This is a genomic window from Nodularia chucula CCY0103 (assembly GCF_963923915.1).
Classification (GTDB): Bacteria; Cyanobacteriota; Cyanobacteriia; order Cyanobacteriales; family Nostocaceae; genus Nodularia; species Nodularia chucula.
The window spans coordinates 1-15,575 of record NZ_CAWUOL010000056.1; the positions used below are offsets into that span (position 1 = coordinate 1).

General features: G+C 41.9%; 13 protein-coding genes. 5 read left to right on the forward strand and 8 right to left on the reverse strand.

All coding sequences use genetic code 11. From position 1 onward, the window contains the following. Nucleotides 1–388 precede the first annotated feature (388 nt). From ACM0OP_RS15315 to ACM0OP_RS15325, 3 genes are all read left to right on the forward strand, one after another. Nucleotides 389–2,680 carry a protein phosphatase 2C domain-containing protein gene (locus ACM0OP_RS15315; protein WP_414529283.1) on the forward strand — a complete coding sequence of 764 codons (2,292 nt, stop codon included), beginning with the start codon at nt 389–391 and terminating at the stop codon, nt 2,678–2,680. A gap of 53 nt (nt 2,681–2,733) precedes the next feature. Continuing rightward, on the forward strand, nt 2,734–4,299 hold the full coding sequence (locus ACM0OP_RS15320; protein WP_414529311.1) for a CHAT domain-containing protein: 1,566 nt from the start codon (nt 2,734–2,736) through the stop codon (nt 4,297–4,299). 219 nt (nt 4,300–4,518) lie between these two features. Beyond that, nucleotides 4,519–5,160, forward strand: a complete 642-nt coding sequence (locus tag ACM0OP_RS15325) for a hypothetical protein (protein ID WP_414529284.1) — start codon at nt 4,519–4,521, stop codon at nt 5,158–5,160. 432 nt (nt 5,161–5,592) lie between these two features. On the opposite strand, the gene ACM0OP_RS15330 is transcribed toward ACM0OP_RS15325, so the two are convergent. The 7 genes from ACM0OP_RS15330 to ACM0OP_RS15360 form a co-directional block, all read right to left on the reverse strand. Beyond that, entirely contained in the window at nt 5,593–6,960 is a 1,368-nt protein-coding gene (locus tag ACM0OP_RS15330; RefSeq protein ID WP_414529285.1) for a PrsW family glutamic-type intramembrane protease, read from the reverse strand. Between the two features lie 676 nt (nt 6,961–7,636). Next, on the reverse strand, nt 7,637–7,957 hold the full coding sequence (gene minE, locus ACM0OP_RS15335; protein WP_414529312.1) for a cell division topological specificity factor MinE: 321 nt from the start codon (nt 7,955–7,957) through the stop codon (nt 7,637–7,639). A gap of 32 nt (nt 7,958–7,989) precedes the next feature. Continuing rightward, on the reverse strand, nt 7,990–8,796 hold the full coding sequence (gene minD, locus ACM0OP_RS15340) for a septum site-determining protein MinD (protein WP_414529286.1): 807 nt from the start codon (nt 8,794–8,796) through the stop codon (nt 7,990–7,992). Between the two features lie 41 nt (nt 8,797–8,837). After that, a complete protein-coding gene (gene minC / locus ACM0OP_RS15345) occupies nt 8,838–9,854 on the reverse strand; it encodes a septum site-determining protein MinC (protein WP_414529287.1) in 1,017 nt (338 codons plus the stop codon). Between the two features lie 75 nt (nt 9,855–9,929). Beyond that, complete coding sequence (locus ACM0OP_RS15350; RefSeq protein ID WP_414529288.1) at nt 9,930–11,255, reverse strand: four-carbon acid sugar kinase family protein; 1,326 nt, start codon at nt 11,253–11,255, stop codon at nt 9,930–9,932. Nucleotides 11,256–11,707: 452 nt separating this feature from the next. Beyond that, a complete protein-coding gene (locus ACM0OP_RS15355; RefSeq protein WP_414529289.1) occupies nt 11,708–11,947 on the reverse strand; it encodes a hypothetical protein in 240 nt (79 codons plus the stop codon). Between the two features lie 46 nt (nt 11,948–11,993). Then, on the reverse strand, nt 11,994–12,206 hold the full coding sequence (locus ACM0OP_RS15360) for a high light inducible protein (RefSeq protein WP_414529290.1): 213 nt from the start codon (nt 12,204–12,206) through the stop codon (nt 11,994–11,996). Nucleotides 12,207–12,427: 221 nt separating this feature from the next. Here ACM0OP_RS15360 and ACM0OP_RS15365 point away from each other — a divergent pair, with 221 nt between their 5' ends. Both ACM0OP_RS15365 and ACM0OP_RS15370 read left to right on the forward strand, forming a co-directional pair. Further along, entirely contained in the window at nt 12,428–13,462 is a 1,035-nt protein-coding gene (locus tag ACM0OP_RS15365; RefSeq protein WP_414529291.1) for an aspartate carbamoyltransferase catalytic subunit, read from the forward strand. Next, on the forward strand, nt 13,459–14,640 hold the full coding sequence (locus ACM0OP_RS15370; RefSeq protein ID WP_414529292.1) for an NAD(P)/FAD-dependent oxidoreductase: 1,182 nt from the start codon (nt 13,459–13,461) through the stop codon (nt 14,638–14,640). Before ACM0OP_RS15365 ends, ACM0OP_RS15370 begins: the two co-directional genes overlap by 4 nt. Nucleotides 14,641–14,832: 192 nt before the next feature. On the opposite strand, the gene ACM0OP_RS15375 is transcribed toward ACM0OP_RS15370, so the two are convergent. Then, nucleotides 14,833–15,474 carry a hypothetical protein gene (locus tag ACM0OP_RS15375; protein WP_414529293.1) on the reverse strand — a complete coding sequence of 214 codons (642 nt, stop codon included), beginning with the start codon at nt 15,472–15,474 and terminating at the stop codon, nt 14,833–14,835. Nucleotides 15,475–15,575 lie beyond the last annotated feature (101 nt).

A 15,575-nucleotide genomic window follows, 5' to 3' on the forward strand; every position in this document is an offset into this window, starting at 1 on the left:
GGGACTGGGGACTGGGGACTGGGGACTGGGGACTGGGTATTGGGTATTGGGTATTGGGTATTGGGTATTGGGTATTGGAAACTTTCCCCCCGGCACCCGGCACTCCTGCCTCTTCACCCCTGCACCCCTGCCTCTTTTGCGACGATTTTCACTGGGTGGCTCTGTTCATTGCATAGTCCAAGGGGAATAGAAGCTATGATGGGGCTGTAGAATTGATTAAGGAGTAAATTATTGCCATAGTTAAATTTATTATTAAGATAAGCTGTTATCTATTAGCTACAATAATGATCCAAAATTGGATATGTCTAGTTAAAGAAACATTAGCGGTTTACATTACCGCAACCAACGCTGTTGAAAAAATTGCCAATCGCTGATTACTGCGAACACTATGGAAAATGATGCGGCAACGCTCTACTGCCCAAATGAAGCTTGTCTGGCTCCCAACCCCTTAACACACAAGTTTTGCCAGAGATGCTCTACACCTCTACCCAAACGTTACCTCTGGGCGGTAGGGGATGGTATGATTGTGGGTAGCCCAGGAGATGTCTTAGCCGATCGCTATTTAGTAATTACTGAGTCTGTTGTTTTAGATACAAAGCCAGGATTAGTCCCTCAGTCGCCAGAGTTAGAGAACTCACAGGGTATAAAAGCCTACCTCAGACTAATTCCCTATAGCCTAAACGTACCACAGGTATATGGAATAATTCCTCTATCTGAAGGCAAGTCTTATAAAGAAATATTGCTGTTAGAAAAGCCGCCTTTGTACGCAGATAATTCAGGACTACACGTGCAGCTATGTAGCCAATTAAAGGTGGATTGGCGGGATGCTACATCCATGCGTCAATTGAATTGGCTATGGCAAATAGCTAACTTGTGGCAACCTTTGCAGACTCAAGGGGTGGCTAGTAGCTTAATTAATTCTCATGCATTGCGGGTAGAAGGATCATTAGTCCGGTTGTTAGAATTGCGTTTTGATGATTCCAAATCACCAGAGTTAGGGGACTTGGGTCTATTTTGGCAGAAATTAGCTTCAGAGGCTAAACCAGCTATAGCTGAATTTGTGCAGGAAGTTAGCAACTTTTTGATTCAAGGAAAAATTAATTCCCCAGAAGTCCTGATTGCAGTTTTAGATAATGGTTTAGCAGAATTAGGACGTTCACAAAGTCCCACGATTAAAATAGTCACGAAAACTGATACTGGTCCAAGTCGTCAACGTAATGAAGATGCTTGTTATCCTGCTAGTGATACGGTAATTACCAAACCACCCCATAAATCAGCCTTAGCTATTGTTTGTGATGGCATTGGCGGACACCAAGGGGGTAATGTTGCATCTAATTTAGCCATTGAAACAATTCATCAAAAGGTACAAGACCTGACAACTGTTTCCTATGATCACATAGAACCTTCTATACTGCTGGCTGATTTAGATAATGCTGTGGCCATTGCTAATGACAAAATTAGTCAGCGTAATGATAGTGAAAACCGCCAAGCCCGTCAGCGTATGGGTACAACTGTTGTGATGGCTTTACCTATTGGTCACGAAATGTATATTACTCATGTGGGTGATAGTCGTGCCTACTGGATTACTCGCCACGGTTGTTATCAAGTTACTCTGGATGATGATGTGGCTTCGCGGGAAGTGCGATTGGGCTACGCTATCTATCGTGAGGCGATGCAACAAGGTGGTTCTGGGTCTCTGGTACAGGCTTTAGGAATGAGTCCTAGTAACTCCTTACATCCGACTTCCCAGAGATTTGTTTTGGATGAGGATGGGATTTTTTTACTGACATCAGATGGATTAACTGATTTTGACCGCGTTGAGGATAATTGGGAAACGGAAATTTTACCAATTCTGCTGGGTAAAGCGGATGTGGAACAGGTAGCTAATAAGTTGGTGGAACTGGCTAATACTAAAAATGGACACGATAATGTGACGTTGGCATTAATTCACCATCAAGTGAAATATCGTGAACCAAAGACAGCTATCAAGGCAGTGATTCCAGATATTTCTGCGCTACCATCTGCAACTGCTGTGACTCAACCGCCACAAGCAACTCTATTAGAGGGTAGCCCTAATCAAAAAACTCAAGTTTTAGGGAAAAATCAACCTCGTGCAATTTCTAAATTACCTTTAAATTTCATTGTTCCGTTTGTGTTGGTGATTTTGGCTGGTTCTATAGGATACTGGATCATGCAATTGCGATCGCCTAACGCCACCCAAATAGAATGGCCTTTTGGTATTTTTCCTCCTAGTAGGAATGTAGAACAGCCAATTCCCCCCACTCCCCCAGTGATCGAGGAGCAGCGATCGCTTGATAATCTTGCTCCTGGGTGGGTAATTCAAACTACAAGCGAACTCCCTGTCAGCAACCAAGAAATATTACCTCCAGCCAGTTTCTTGCAGGTGATTTCCTCTAATCCCATTCCAGAAGAACCATCTGGAGATTATTTAGTACATCTGCAACTGTGTTCTCCTACGACAATCAATACCTTCGTTACTGAAAGTTCTCCTCTGAGCGAGACAAAGGTCAAGTTGTCTGAACTGAGAAAATTTGGAGTTTCTATCTTGGAACCTGACTCTGAGAATCCCTGTGATCCCATTGTTAATGGAACTGCTACACAAGGAGAGGCCATAAGAACTGAGTTCGATACTCCTGAAACTGGTGAAAATCTGGAATAATACAGATAATAACTGTACAAAAAAGTTTGTCGATTCGTCACGTTAATGAAGCAATGCCATCTCTGAACTTGGCGATCGCCCGTCTGATCAATACTGGCACAGATAACTTCGCCATCTGGGTGGTTAAAGCTCCCTATCCCAGTGGTTATGTTCTGCATGACTGTGTGTGGCCGGCTGAACTTACTCAAGTTTGGCAAGAATGGCAACAGATGTTTGCAGGTCATAGCGGTTTATCTATTTCTTCCACTTTTAAGCCCCAGTCAATTAACCCAGTTACCATTAATTTAGTCTCTCCACCATCAGGACAAAAAGCTGGTTACAGTAGTCGTCTGATGCAACATTTGGGGATTCATCTGTGGAAATGGATATTTGACGGGCCAATTATCGGTAGTCTGGAACGGAGTCGGGGCATAGCTATGGGACAGCATACACGGTTACGCTTTCGCCTAGAAATTCGTGACCCTGATCTGATTGCTTTACCTTGGGAGATTATGCAACGACAACCAGGACAATCGGCAATGTCCCTGTCTCCAGATTTACTTTTTAGTCGCACTACCAGTGAAGTTGAACCTCTACCCTATTTACGCACAGATCAAAGTTTAAATATTTTATTGGTGTTGGGACATGACGAAAACCTGCAACTGACAGAAGAAGCCGCTACTTTAGAAGCAATTTTGGCTAGTCATAATTTTCTAGGTTCCGCACCTTGTACAGTCAAAACACTGCTGCAACCTACACCCCAAGAATTAATTCAAGAGTTAGAAACCGCAGCATATAATGTTTTCTTTTACGCTGGTCATGGATTACCGGGGCCGGATGGGGGATTATTCTTTTTGCGTCCAGAAATGACCCTGAATGGCATTGAATTAGCCCAAGTTCTCACCCGGAGTGGCATGAAATTAGCGGTTTTTAATGCCTGTTGGGGCGCACAACCTGCGGCTATTCATCATCAAGCTATCCCCGCCAGCAGTTTGGCAGAAGTTTTAATCCGTCATGGTGTGCCGGCGGTTTTGGCAATGCGTGATCAAATTGCTGACCACGAAAGCCGGAGTTTTATTCGAGCCTTGACTGTGGCTTTGCGATCGCGTAAATCCATTGATGAAGCAGTTGCTGAAGCTAGACAAGAACTGCTAACCCTATACAAGTTCAATCAACTGGCTTGGACTTTACCTGTTCTTTATCTCCATCCAGATTTTGATGGTGAACTGATTAAAGGTTCTGATCAAGGAATTACGGAATTACCAAATAATGTAATTACCGGTCTCAATTCCGAGATTCCCAGAGCTTGGTTGCGATCGCTAGGGTCGGGAGGAGAAATTTGGACACTCCGTTCTGGAGTGACTCGCATCGGTCGCACTAAAGATAATGATATTGTGATTTCCGAACCTGCTGTTTCTAAACGTCACGCAGAAATTTTATGTCGCAGCACTCTGAATGGGACTAACTCATCCAGAAGTTATTATCTGCAAGATTTATCTACCTACGGCACAACATGGTATTTAGGCACTAATGGTTGGCAACAAATCCTCCGTCAGGAAGTTCCTTTACAATCGGGAATGCAGTTAAAGTTTGGCAGTTCTGAAGGTCAAGTTTTACAGTTTATGATTGAAGAACCTTAGAAATTCCGGATGCAAAAGCTATTTATGATTAATTTCTTAATTTAATTGGCGATCGCCCAACAGGTTAGGACATGAATCAAACCCAATCCCCAGTCCCCAGTCCCCAGTCCCCAATCCCCAATCCCCAAGGCTAAAGATAAAATTTAACTGTTTTACGGAAACTTAAGTGTAGAGGTTGTAGCTGTGAGTATTCCTCAATAATTCATCAAGAGGCAAAAAATGACTAACAATATTAATAACTCAGATACTTTTAACGCTTTACAAACTTCAGTAGAATTAGAATTATTAGCAGCTTTATTAGAACCAGAAGATGCTCCGTATCCCTGGAATCCGGCTGATCAAGAGTCTGAAACTTATTTTGCTGAATTAGACCAAAATTTCCCCCTTGATAATGATTTGGAAGGGGAAATCAGCACAAAATCTTCAGCTTTTTATCATAAACTGGATCAGTTGTGGTCGCAAGTTCCTACTAACTCTCATCCCCGGAATTTAGTTGTAGATAATTTACAAAGAGCTTTAAATTCCGCTTTTGCTGATCATGTACCTCAGAACTGGCTCCAGGCGATCGCAGAGAAAGCTGTGAAAACCTTTACTTGTCAACAATCAATGAGCGATCAATTAGTAAACTGTGTTCAATCCCTCTTACCCAATTGGGATATAGATGATCTGTTGGTTTTAACCCGTCCCTTTGCCTATGCTATGCGTAGCAGCTCATCCCCAGAGCCGATATTTTCTGTTCAGAAACTCCAAAATCGAGATTGGCTAAGTTTATCTGAAATTGAACAAGCCAAAGTTAGTGTGGCGATCGCTTATTATGCTTTCAGACAATTGAACACTTATCAATCAGAACAGCAATCTTAATATTTGACTTCCTGGGGCAAATCTTTTATGGCAGGGGAGTAGGGAGTAGGGAATAGGGAGTAGGGTAAAAGCCTTTCGGTGTCTAACTTTTATGATCAGCTTATGTCCTAACGTCCTTAGCGGTTGCTATTACTTGCAGATCAGCAAATCTTTTATTTTTCTGTAGATATAGTTAAGGGATGATAAAAAGTATCATATGTGGTTCTAGAAACTCATGTCATCTATCGGAAGGCATAAAATCATCCTCTTTAACAGAGAATAAAAAGCTAAAAGGCAAAACCAAGCACTAATCAGAAAATGCTGAGATTAAATTTTGCCTTTTCACTCATATAGCTGGGGAGTAGGGAGTAGGGAGTAGGGAGTAGGGAGTAGGGTAAAAGAATTTCGGTGTCTAACTTTTATGATCAGTTTTGATATCAGGGGTGTGACTGGTTATTTCGGTTGAATAAAGCGGGTAGCGAAATTTTGCGATCGCGTTGGTGACAACACCCGTGCTTTCAGAATTGCAGCCATCAAGAAAGCATAAGACAACACCCCTACCACCACCAATAACAAAGCATTAATAGAACCAGTCGCATTCCATAAAGCATGGAGTGCAGAAGCACTAAGATAACCAATAGAAAGAATTTGCCACCTCATACGCGGTTTGAGGACAGCTAAACCAATAAAATAACCCAAATAGCCACTGTAGGCCATGTGTCCCGCCACAGACCCTAAAATCCGAGGAATCAGCAATTGAAACCCTGCCAATTGACCAGCAGCACCTATACCCACCTGCTGCGTAATATTCGGCACATATTGACCAAGGGTTTCTAACAGAGTGAAACCGATAGCCGAAGCTGTTCCCAAGAGAATACCATCCAAAGGTTCCCAAATGCCGATGCGTTCCCGCCACGGTGAAGGTAAGCCCCTACCCATAAAATATGCCCCAATTAAGGGTAATGCTTTGAGTAATTCTTCCATCAACCCCGCACCAAAAAACATTCTTACCAGTAATTCAGTAAAAGTGATGGGTTGTTGAGGAGAAGGTAAACTACCAGGGAGAATCACCCGAAACACAAAGATAAATAAATTCAATAGGGGACTCAGCAAAATCAACGTTGTCGTCAATGCTGCGCCCATCAGCACCCACCAAGGCTTCTGTTTACCGCACAGTTGGTAAACAAAGTAGTATGCAGCAGATGCAATGTAAGTTGCGACTATGACTTGATTAGCTTGGGGCTGACCCACAGTAGCAAACATTAGCACCACAAAAATTACAGTCAGTATTCCTGGTATAAGATAAGCCTTGCGGGTTAAATCTTTACCAGTGGAAATAATGGGAAACAGTTGAGTAAAACTAACGGAATCGGGCTGTTTTAAATAAGTGTGACCGTGATTTTTAGAAGCAGATGGTAGGGGTTTGACTTGTTTAGTCATTACCGTTGGCTGAGAAATCAGGTCATATTCAAAGATAAATTGCGGCCCATCAGTACCCAGTGAAATGCGATCGCCTGGGCGCAATTCCTGACATTCAGATAAGGCTTTTCCATTTAAAAAAGTACCATTAGCACTGTTTAAATCGCAAACTACCCAGCTAAACTTACCATCAGTGGATGAGGCGAGGGGACGAACCACAGCATGACGGCGAGATACCATCCTATACATCATGGCATCCAAGACAACTTGGCAGGTGGGGTCGCGTCCAATTACTACCTCTTTACTGGTCAGCAGCGAGTAGCGAGATTCTGATCCAAGAGCTGCTACATTACCAGACACTAGCCGCAGAAATGCATTATGTCTTGTGTTTTTGCCTGTCATCTAGTTAGAGTGTCTTTCCAAACAAATTCATCATAATACTTTGGCAGTAGGACTTAACCTGAGCCACGCCAACAGCAGCATTGCTAAATACACTATAGCTTTACTTACTGCAAAGAAATTTTAAATTTGCTGATTTTTAATTTAAAATTGCCTAACTCATTAGTGACCAGCATTGTAGTTAATAAAATAATTTTCTGTGCCTTGTTTGTCAATTATATTAGTTAAATTCTATTGATTAGATAATCTCAAGAATCCCATACACAATAACTTCTAAAAAGTTGGTAGTATAGGTAACATTTAATTAAGTTAAAAGGTTATGATATTGTTAATTATCGAGTGTGATATCTGGAGTTTTAATTGGCACTGGGGGCGATCGCCACTTTTGGAGAGCCAGTTTTACATGAATTTTGCGTCAACCAGTAGGTGTTTTTTTTGAACATAGGAAATTTTACGGCTGAAACCCTTTCCTTGTCTAGCTTTGAACCCTCTCACACTTAAATTGAGATTGACGCAAATCCCGAAACCTCCCAGAAAGTTAGGACAAAAACAGATGATGAAACTCTAATAATTAGAAAGTTTCAAACCTGAGATTTCCTGGTTTACTGACAGGTTTCCTGTGGTGATGACGATACCTTAAGCAGATTAGAAGGGGGTTTGTGGAACTATTGCGGGTTAACTACTTTTCCGCTTGCTTCTGTTCCTCTTGCTTCTCGATGTTTTCTAATTCAGCTAAGACTTCTTTGACTCGACGGATGGGTAAATTGGCAATCAGCGCAGTGGTGCGTTGGTTACTTTCTAAAGAAAATTCGAGTTTTTCCGTGTCAATTTCTACATAGCGACAAACTATTTCTAGTATTTCTTGTCGCATTTTTTCTAACTTTTGGGGGTCTAAATCAGCACGGTCATGAGCAATTACCAGTTGCAGGCGGCGTTTTACGTCATTGCGACTGTTGTCAGGAGTCCGTACAAAAAATCTTTCTATAAGTTCAAGAATCATTGCCAATGGGTATGCGGAGACTGGAAAATTAGTTAAACAATCTTTGTCCATAACAATCTCCGCAAACGAGCGAAGATGTTGTCACTGGGTACGTCGAGATCAAGAAAATCTACTTTCTCCCCTCCCAATCTGCGCGCAATGTTGTTAAAGGCGATCGCAGCTAAGGAGGGGGTGTCGCCTAATACTAAGGGTTCGCCACGGTTGGTGGAAACTATCACACGCTCGTCATCTGGAATTACCCCAATTAGAGGTATGGCTAGAAGCTCTTGAACGTCTTCCACAGACATCATATCATTAGCCCGTACCATTGCAGGTCGGATGCGGTTAATGATTAAATGGGCGCGTTTAATTCCTTGTGCTTCTAGTAGTCCTACTACTCTGTCAGCATCACGGACGGCGGAGATTTCTGGAGTGGTGACAATTAGGGCTTCTTTGGCTGGGGCGATCGCATTTTTAAAGCCATTTTCTATACCAGCCGGACTATCAATAATCACGTATTCAAACTTTTGCGCTAGTGCATTAACTAGCAATTTCATTTGTTCGGGAGTTACTGAATCTTTAGAGCGATTTTGGGCTGCTGGTAATAATACTAGGTTGGGTTGTCGTTTATCTTTCACCAAGGCTTGTTCTAATCGGCATTCCCTAGCTAGAACTTCTACCGCAGTATAAACAATGCGGTTTTCTAATCCCAGTAACAAATCCAAATTTCTCAGCCCAAAATCCGCATCAACTAAAGCAACTTGATGACCAATTTTAGCTAAAGTCATGCCTAAATTTGCGGAAACTGTGGTTTTACCCACTCCTCCTTTACCGGAGGTAATCACAATAATGCGAGTCATGGTAGAGTTGCACTTGATGAGGATTCAGGAAGTATACTAAGTTATGGAATCTGATTTAACCTATTTAATTGGTTTCTAGAGAAATCACTCGCCTTGGCGATGCGGATTCCTGCGGGGGTGATGTGGGCTACTTCTGGAAAAACTTGATTTGGCGATTTCTCTGGCGCTCTAGCCACAGCATCTGCGATCCGCAATTGGGTTGGTTCCATTTGCAAGGCCATAATCAGACACTCACTATTACCTCCTGCACCAGCATGAGCAATTCCCCGTAACCTTCCCCATACTACAATATCTCCTTCTGCAACTACGATACCACCTGGGTTGATATCTCCTAAAATAATTACTGTTCCTGGATGACGAATTTCTGTCCCGGAGCGGACTGTCATTTCTAGATATAGGGTATCTGCGGGGTTGGTGGATGTAGTTTTTAACTCGGATTTGAGTGAGGTTTCTGGTTCAAGTTGTTCTACAGAATAACCACAGGTAACGGCTGCGATCGCAGTTTGACGACGACTAGTAGCGACAGATTTCAAATGCAGTTGAGCTTCACTAAAAGCTTCGGCAAATTGTTGTAATTGTCGCCCATCTAACAAGCGGTCTTGTGCCACTAATTGTACTGGTCTAGGGGATGTTCTCAGGCGATCGCTAGCATTCAAACGTAACTTCAATTGTTGCCAAATCTCGCTCCAGGAGACATCAGATGCTGATATTTGAGACTCTGTAGGCAAAATTACTAATAGTTTTTCCCCATCACTTTTAAACTGCACCTGGGTATGGTTTTTTAACTGATTCTTCACCACTAAGGAATCAGGTGAGTCAATATCTAAATCTACCTTCTCCAACACAGAAACAGACTCGACATGAGTCGGGGGAGAATTTACTACTGGCTTACTCTCTTCAAAATTTGACTGTTTGGATTTTAAATAGAGGATAACAGAATTTAGCTCTGCATCTGGGATAACATCATGACCATCACCATCAGAAATTGCAGAATTTGACTGCACATCGTCAGTAACGTCAAGATTTAGTTCCTCTGGAATATGAGAATCAGAAGTCATGCACTACCAGTCCAAAGATACACCGCGTAATTACTCAATATTAAGTTAATTACACCAAGAGAAAAATTTTTTTAGCTAAACATTTGTGGTTAATCTTTGATAAACCGTCCCCAAAGCATCAGCATCGCCAACATTACCAGGAAATAGCACCACTGGCAAATTGGGAAACTGGGGATGTTCTGAGGTAGTCATTACCATCGAACAACCAGCTAAAATTTGTCCGAGTAACCGGGCGGAATTTAAAGCTAGTCCGGTACTCAAAACATCATTAGAGGTAATTCCTCCCTTGCTGATTAAAAAGCCGATATCTGCTGGTAAACCCTGGACAATATCCATTAATAAAGCCGAAACTTTCACACCAAAGTCTAAGCGAGTATTGACATCTTTAAAAGTCAGTTCTTGACGACTAGTATAAACGACTGGTGTTTTGCCGCTATCATGTACAGTCTGCACCTGTAGGAGTATTTCCTTGAGCAGTTGAGTAGATTCATCCACCCCATCATTGAGTAACCGCGCCACATCTACTTCAATACCCACAGTTCCCTCAACTTGTAATAAAGATTCTAACTGCTGAGTTGTCTTTTCGACGTGGGAACCCACAATTATTGCACCTGGTTTTCCCCCCCGGACGTATTCCGCCATATTTTCCGCCGGAATGGGTTGAGGAGGTAAGGCAGCTAAGGCTGTTAAAATGCTAGCAGCGCTGCGAAACAAGAAGCGTTTTCCTTGACTAGCGGTGGTTAAGACATCCATTGCAAAGGTGTTGAGGTCAGCTTGATTTTCACCATCCACCACAGCACACTGATTATCACGCAGTTGCAATAACCGTTGTAAACTACCTTTACGGATATCATCTAGTAAAAATCTGGTGACAGATTCTGCACTAATGCGCCCTTGAGTTTTTTCCTCTACATACTGGGGTAAGTAACTGTGATGGTAGCCGAATACGGAATCACGAGCAAATTCTGTTTCATGTACTGGGGTGGGTACACCATCAACCATCAGGTAATGTATGCTGTCACGGGTGATACGTCCCCCTTCAAAAAATGCTGGGACGAGAAAATGAGCATTAAAGGGTCCGAGTTCTTGGGCGATCGCATCAGTTTCTATGGGATAATGTCCCCTTAAGGTGGAATCAGAACGACTAACTACTAAAAAATCACTAATATTTTCCGCAGCTAAGGCTAATTTTAAATTTTGACAAACTTTTCTAGTCACAGATGTGGCTGACTCTGGCGGTAAAGCTCTAGTATTAGTCAATACAAAGAAAATTGGCGAATTATCTCGTAGTCCCAAACGTAAAGTATCCACATCCCACTGCATGAGGAGTAAACAACTGTGGACTGTTTGGGAACCTGTGGGGTCATCATCTAATACAATAATTTTCGGCTGATTATTCATAAAATGTCAAATGTTTGATTGAGAAACAATAATACAGCAATTTAAACGCAGATGGACGCAGATAAACGCAGATAAACGCAGATAATTTTGGATTTTATTAACTGATAAGCGTTGCTTAAAGTATGAAAGTATGAAGTGCCAAAATCACCTTTCTTTTTATTCCTACTTTTGCGGGGAGCATCCCAAATGTCAAAGTTTAATTTATTTATGGGGTTTTCTTTAGAATAAACGAACCGCCAAGACGCAAAGAACGCCAAGGTAAGAGGTTTTTATAGGGTTTTTACATCAGTTTCCATATTTTTACCAAATTGGGATGTTCCCCCTTTGCGCCTTTGCGTGAGCCTAATTCATATTTGAAATCAGTAACGCCAAATAATAAATGCTAAAAGAAGCCTTGAAATAAATCAAGACTTCGGGGGAATTTATGGAATTTGTAGAGTAGAAGCAACACTTTATCCTACATGGTTAAAGTAAATTGCCCAAAGAGTTCCGGTGACACCTATAGCAAGTAATAAATTAGTGAAAAAGCGTCCAAATTCAGTTCCTCTTCCTAGCTTTTTGTCATCTTGTCCACCACTGAAAAATAATGACCAGGCTTGGTTAACGTTGATTTTCTCGAAGTTATTAAAATCGGGTCGGAAGACGACGGGACCGAGTAAATCTCTTTGGGGAAAGTCAAAGTCGGTTCTCATAGTTTTTCTCTCTGATGTTTTACTGTTGATTAAATAAATTGGGAATTTACAGGCTGTTTAACCAGCCAATTAAGCCGTGTCCTGTAATTCCTTCTACAGCTATTAGTGAAACAAAGCCAATCATGGCTAAACGTCCATTGAGTTTTTCTGCATATTGGGTAAAACCTACTCTGGGAGTTTGGTCTACATATACTTTTGGCTCAATGGCAAATTTATTGCGTTCGCCAAGTTCGTTGATTTTAAAGCCTTTGCCGGTCATAGTTTTTTTGTTTTCTTATACAGCCTAGCATAACACTTTGTAAATTATATTTACGACTGCTTGACAAAATATCGGGTGCAGATATCCGTAATCAAAAGTTCGTAGCGATCGCCTAAACAAGCTAAGGTTAAAGGTATGCATGAGGGTTGAGGGGAAGTGGTATTATTTCCACTGCACATATTGTGGAGTTGCATCTTCACAGAGAACACTAGAAGCTATTTATGCCTACTACTACCTGGAATCGTGATCACGTTCTTTCCCTGGCTGACTTCACAACTGCCGAATACGATACAGTTTTACAAACTGCGGCTAGTTTTCAAGAGGTGCTATCACGGCGAACTAAGAAAGTACCCAGCCTACAAGGACAGGTGGTAGCTAATTTATTTTTTGAACCATCTACCCGCACCCGCAGCAGTTTTGAGCTAGCAGCTAAACGCCTGAGTGCAGATACTCTCAACTTTGCTGCGGCTAGTTCTTCCATGACTAAGGGGGAGACAATTCTGGATACAGCCAAGACCTATTTGGCGATGGGAACTGATATTATGGTGATTCGCCATAAAGAGGCTGGAGTACCTCATGCGATCGCCCAGGAGATGGATCGTTTAGGGATGCGAGTTAGCGTCCTCAATGCTGGGGATGGTCAACATGAGCATCCGTCCCAAGCACTGTTAGATTTATTTACCATTTGTACATTAATTGACCGCAGTCATCCCCGACTGGAACTGTTAAAAGACAAGAAAATTGCCATCGTGGGAGACATATTGCATTCTCGCGTAGCTAGATCAAACATTTGGAGTTTAACAGCCAGTGGCGCTGAGGTACATCTAGCCGCACCCCCTACCCTGCTTCCCAAGTTATTCCAAGACTTTGTTTTAGCAGCAGATGAAAAAGATTCATCCCCTCAACTCAACCGCAAATTATTTTTACATTGGGACTTAAAACCAGCCTTAGAGGATGCAGATTTAGTCATGACGTTGCGGTTACAAAAAGAACGGATGACAGCATACCTACTTCCTAGCTTGCGAGAATATCATCAAACCTTTGGGATAACTCGGCAAAAATTACAATTGTGCAAACCTGATGTGAAAGTTTTACATCCGGGGCCAGTTAACCGGGGTGTGGAAATTAGCTCAGATTTAATGGATGATCCGGAATTTAGCCTGATTCAATCCCAAGTTACCAGTGGAATTGCGATCCGGATGGCACTATTGTATCTCTTAGGTAGTGGCAACGATTCACACACTTTAATTAAATGAATAACTATGACTGGATTGTGGTTGGTGCAGGAATTGCAGGTGCGGCGATCGCCTACGAACTGGTAAAAACTGGCTTTAGTGTACTATTGTTAGAGCAAGAAGAAATACCAGAAAATGCCACTCGCTATAGTTATGGGGGGTTGGCTTATTGGTCTGGAACTACGCCGCTAAATCGCCAATTATGTCAAGAGGCGATCGCCTGTTACCAGAATTTAGATGCAGAATTAGATGCTGACACTGAGTTTCGGGAACTGGATTTATTATTAACCATTGCAGCTGAGGAAGACCCAAAAGCAATGGCTGCATCCTATAATCATGTAGCAATTCCGCCCCAGTTACTGAATATTCAAGAGGCTTGTGAGTGGGAACCCCTATTGAATCCCCAGGGAATTTCCGGCGCTTTAACAGTCAAACATGGTCATATTAATCCCAGCCAAACCACAGAAGGTTATATCCAAGCCTTTCTCCGTGGTGGGGGTAAAATGCACATAGCTAAAGTCATAGATTTGCAAACTACATCCTCTGTTGAAAATGGTAAAAAGTTAACAGGTATCCACACAAATCTTGACACTTACCACTGTAAAAATGTGCTAATTTGCGCCGGGGGATTTAGCCGTGAGTTACTCAAATTAGCTGGTATTCCCATCAAACTATATTTTACTCATGCAGAAGTAATTACCACTCCCCCTGTTGACTTGACCTTACGCACTTTGATCATGCCAGCAAATCTGCGACGGTTTCAGTTAGAAGCTGATTCTACTCAAGTGGATGAATTATGGCAAGAGGCAGGGAATGAACCACTAGCACCAATTTTAGATGTGGGTGCGATTCAATTTGCAGATGGGAGTTTACGCTTGGGTCAAATTAGCCGAGTCCTGACAGATCCTTGGGGTAAGGTAGATGCTGCGGAAAGTGAAGGGTGGTTACGCAGCAATATTCAGGAAGTATTACCAAAGTTAGCAAATATACCAGGAACTTGGCATCATTGTTTGGTAGCTTTTAGTGGCGATCGCTTACCTTTAATTGGTGCTGTACCAGGTTATGAGGGGATTCATGTTTTTTCTGGTTTTAGTAATCCACTGGTGATTATACCACCTTTAGCAAAACGGTTTGCTGATTTTTTGGCGGGTAAGGAGGATGGAATTATTACCCAGTTATCCCCGGCGCGTTGGAGTTAGGAAATGTTTTCACGCAGAGTCGCAGAGATTCAAACTACAATTTATATTTTTAGGGAGGAACGAACCACGAAGAACACGAAGTACACAAAGAAAGAAGGAAGGAAAGAAATTCAGCGCAGCTTTATACAGAAATGGTATTAGGATATTCCCTTTTCCCTGTTTCCCGTTCCCTTAAAACTACAATTTATATTTTCAGGTCTGTTTTTTACTCATCAAGTTTGCAGCTTCTTCTAATAGTTGTTGTTGTTCTTGTTGAATTGTTGCTAATCGGCTAGATATTTCAATTAATCGTTGGTGTTTGTTTTGGGTTTCAGGGTTTGTCGGTAAAATTGCTAGTTGTTCATGTGGATTATCTGCAATTGGTGTACTGGCAAAACCGAGAATTTTAGTTAGGTAAATTATGGTAGTTTTAATGACAGCCAAGATTAATTTTAGGGAAATTTGCAGTATTGACCAAATCAGTGTGAATATGAGGCGGATAATTACTTTGCTCAGGTTTAAAATCAGCATAATTCCTAAAATCAGGATAATTAAACTGATAATGGGATGATTAACCGCCCATTGCAGAAAATCAAATAATCGTAAAAATGCTGGGTGTTGGTTTAGCCAATCCTTGATAGAAGTAATTACAGCACTTTGCCAAGTTTGTTCTATGGAACTTTTGGTTTTTTCTAGGGTATTGCTAACTGTATCAATTATTGGCACAGTTGTTGTCTTGGCTGTTGCTTTTAAAGACTCGCCGAACTGCTGTGCTGACTTGCTAATTGAGTCAATGCTGTGTTGAACAAAATTTTTACTGTTTTGCCAAGGTTGTAAAACTGCTAGAAAAGCCATAAAGTTAATACTCCCCAGTCCCCAGTCCCCAGTCCCCAATCCCCAATCCCCAGTCCCCAGTCCCCAGTCCCCAATCCCCAATCCCCAATCCCCAATCCCCA

What these genes read in the sequence shown, in the direction of transcription:
- ACM0OP_RS15315 (WP_414529283.1), top strand. Translation starts at nt 389, where the DNA reads ATGGAAAATGATGCGGCAACGCTCTACTGCCCAAATGAAGCTTGTCTG.
- ACM0OP_RS15320 (WP_414529311.1), top strand. Translation starts at nt 2,734, where the DNA reads ATGCCATCTCTGAACTTGGCGATCGCCCGTCTGATCAATACTGGCACA.
- ACM0OP_RS15325 (WP_414529284.1), top strand. Translation starts at nt 4,519, where the DNA reads ATGACTAACAATATTAATAACTCAGATACTTTTAACGCTTTACAAACT.
- ACM0OP_RS15330 (WP_414529285.1), bottom strand. Translation starts at nt 6,960, where the DNA reads ATGACAGGCAAAAACACAAGACATAATGCATTTCTGCGGCTAGTGTCT.
- minE (WP_414529312.1), bottom strand. Translation starts at nt 7,957, where the DNA reads ATGATTCTTGAACTTATAGAAAGATTTTTTGTACGGACTCCTGACAAC.
- minD (WP_414529286.1), bottom strand. Translation starts at nt 8,796, where the DNA reads ATGACTCGCATTATTGTGATTACCTCCGGTAAAGGAGGAGTGGGTAAA.
- minC (WP_414529287.1), bottom strand. Translation starts at nt 9,854, where the DNA reads ATGACTTCTGATTCTCATATTCCAGAGGAACTAAATCTTGACGTTACT.
- ACM0OP_RS15350 (WP_414529288.1), bottom strand. Translation starts at nt 11,255, where the DNA reads ATGAATAATCAGCCGAAAATTATTGTATTAGATGATGACCCCACAGGT.
- ACM0OP_RS15355 (WP_414529289.1), bottom strand. Translation starts at nt 11,947, where the DNA reads ATGAGAACCGACTTTGACTTTCCCCAAAGAGATTTACTCGGTCCCGTC.
- ACM0OP_RS15360 (WP_414529290.1), bottom strand. Translation starts at nt 12,206, where the DNA reads ATGACCGGCAAAGGCTTTAAAATCAACGAACTTGGCGAACGCAATAAA.
- ACM0OP_RS15365 (WP_414529291.1), top strand. Translation starts at nt 12,428, where the DNA reads ATGCCTACTACTACCTGGAATCGTGATCACGTTCTTTCCCTGGCTGAC.
- ACM0OP_RS15370 (WP_414529292.1), top strand. Translation starts at nt 13,459, where the DNA reads ATGAATAACTATGACTGGATTGTGGTTGGTGCAGGAATTGCAGGTGCG.
- ACM0OP_RS15375 (WP_414529293.1), bottom strand. Translation starts at nt 15,474, where the DNA reads ATGGCTTTTCTAGCAGTTTTACAACCTTGGCAAAACAGTAAAAATTTT.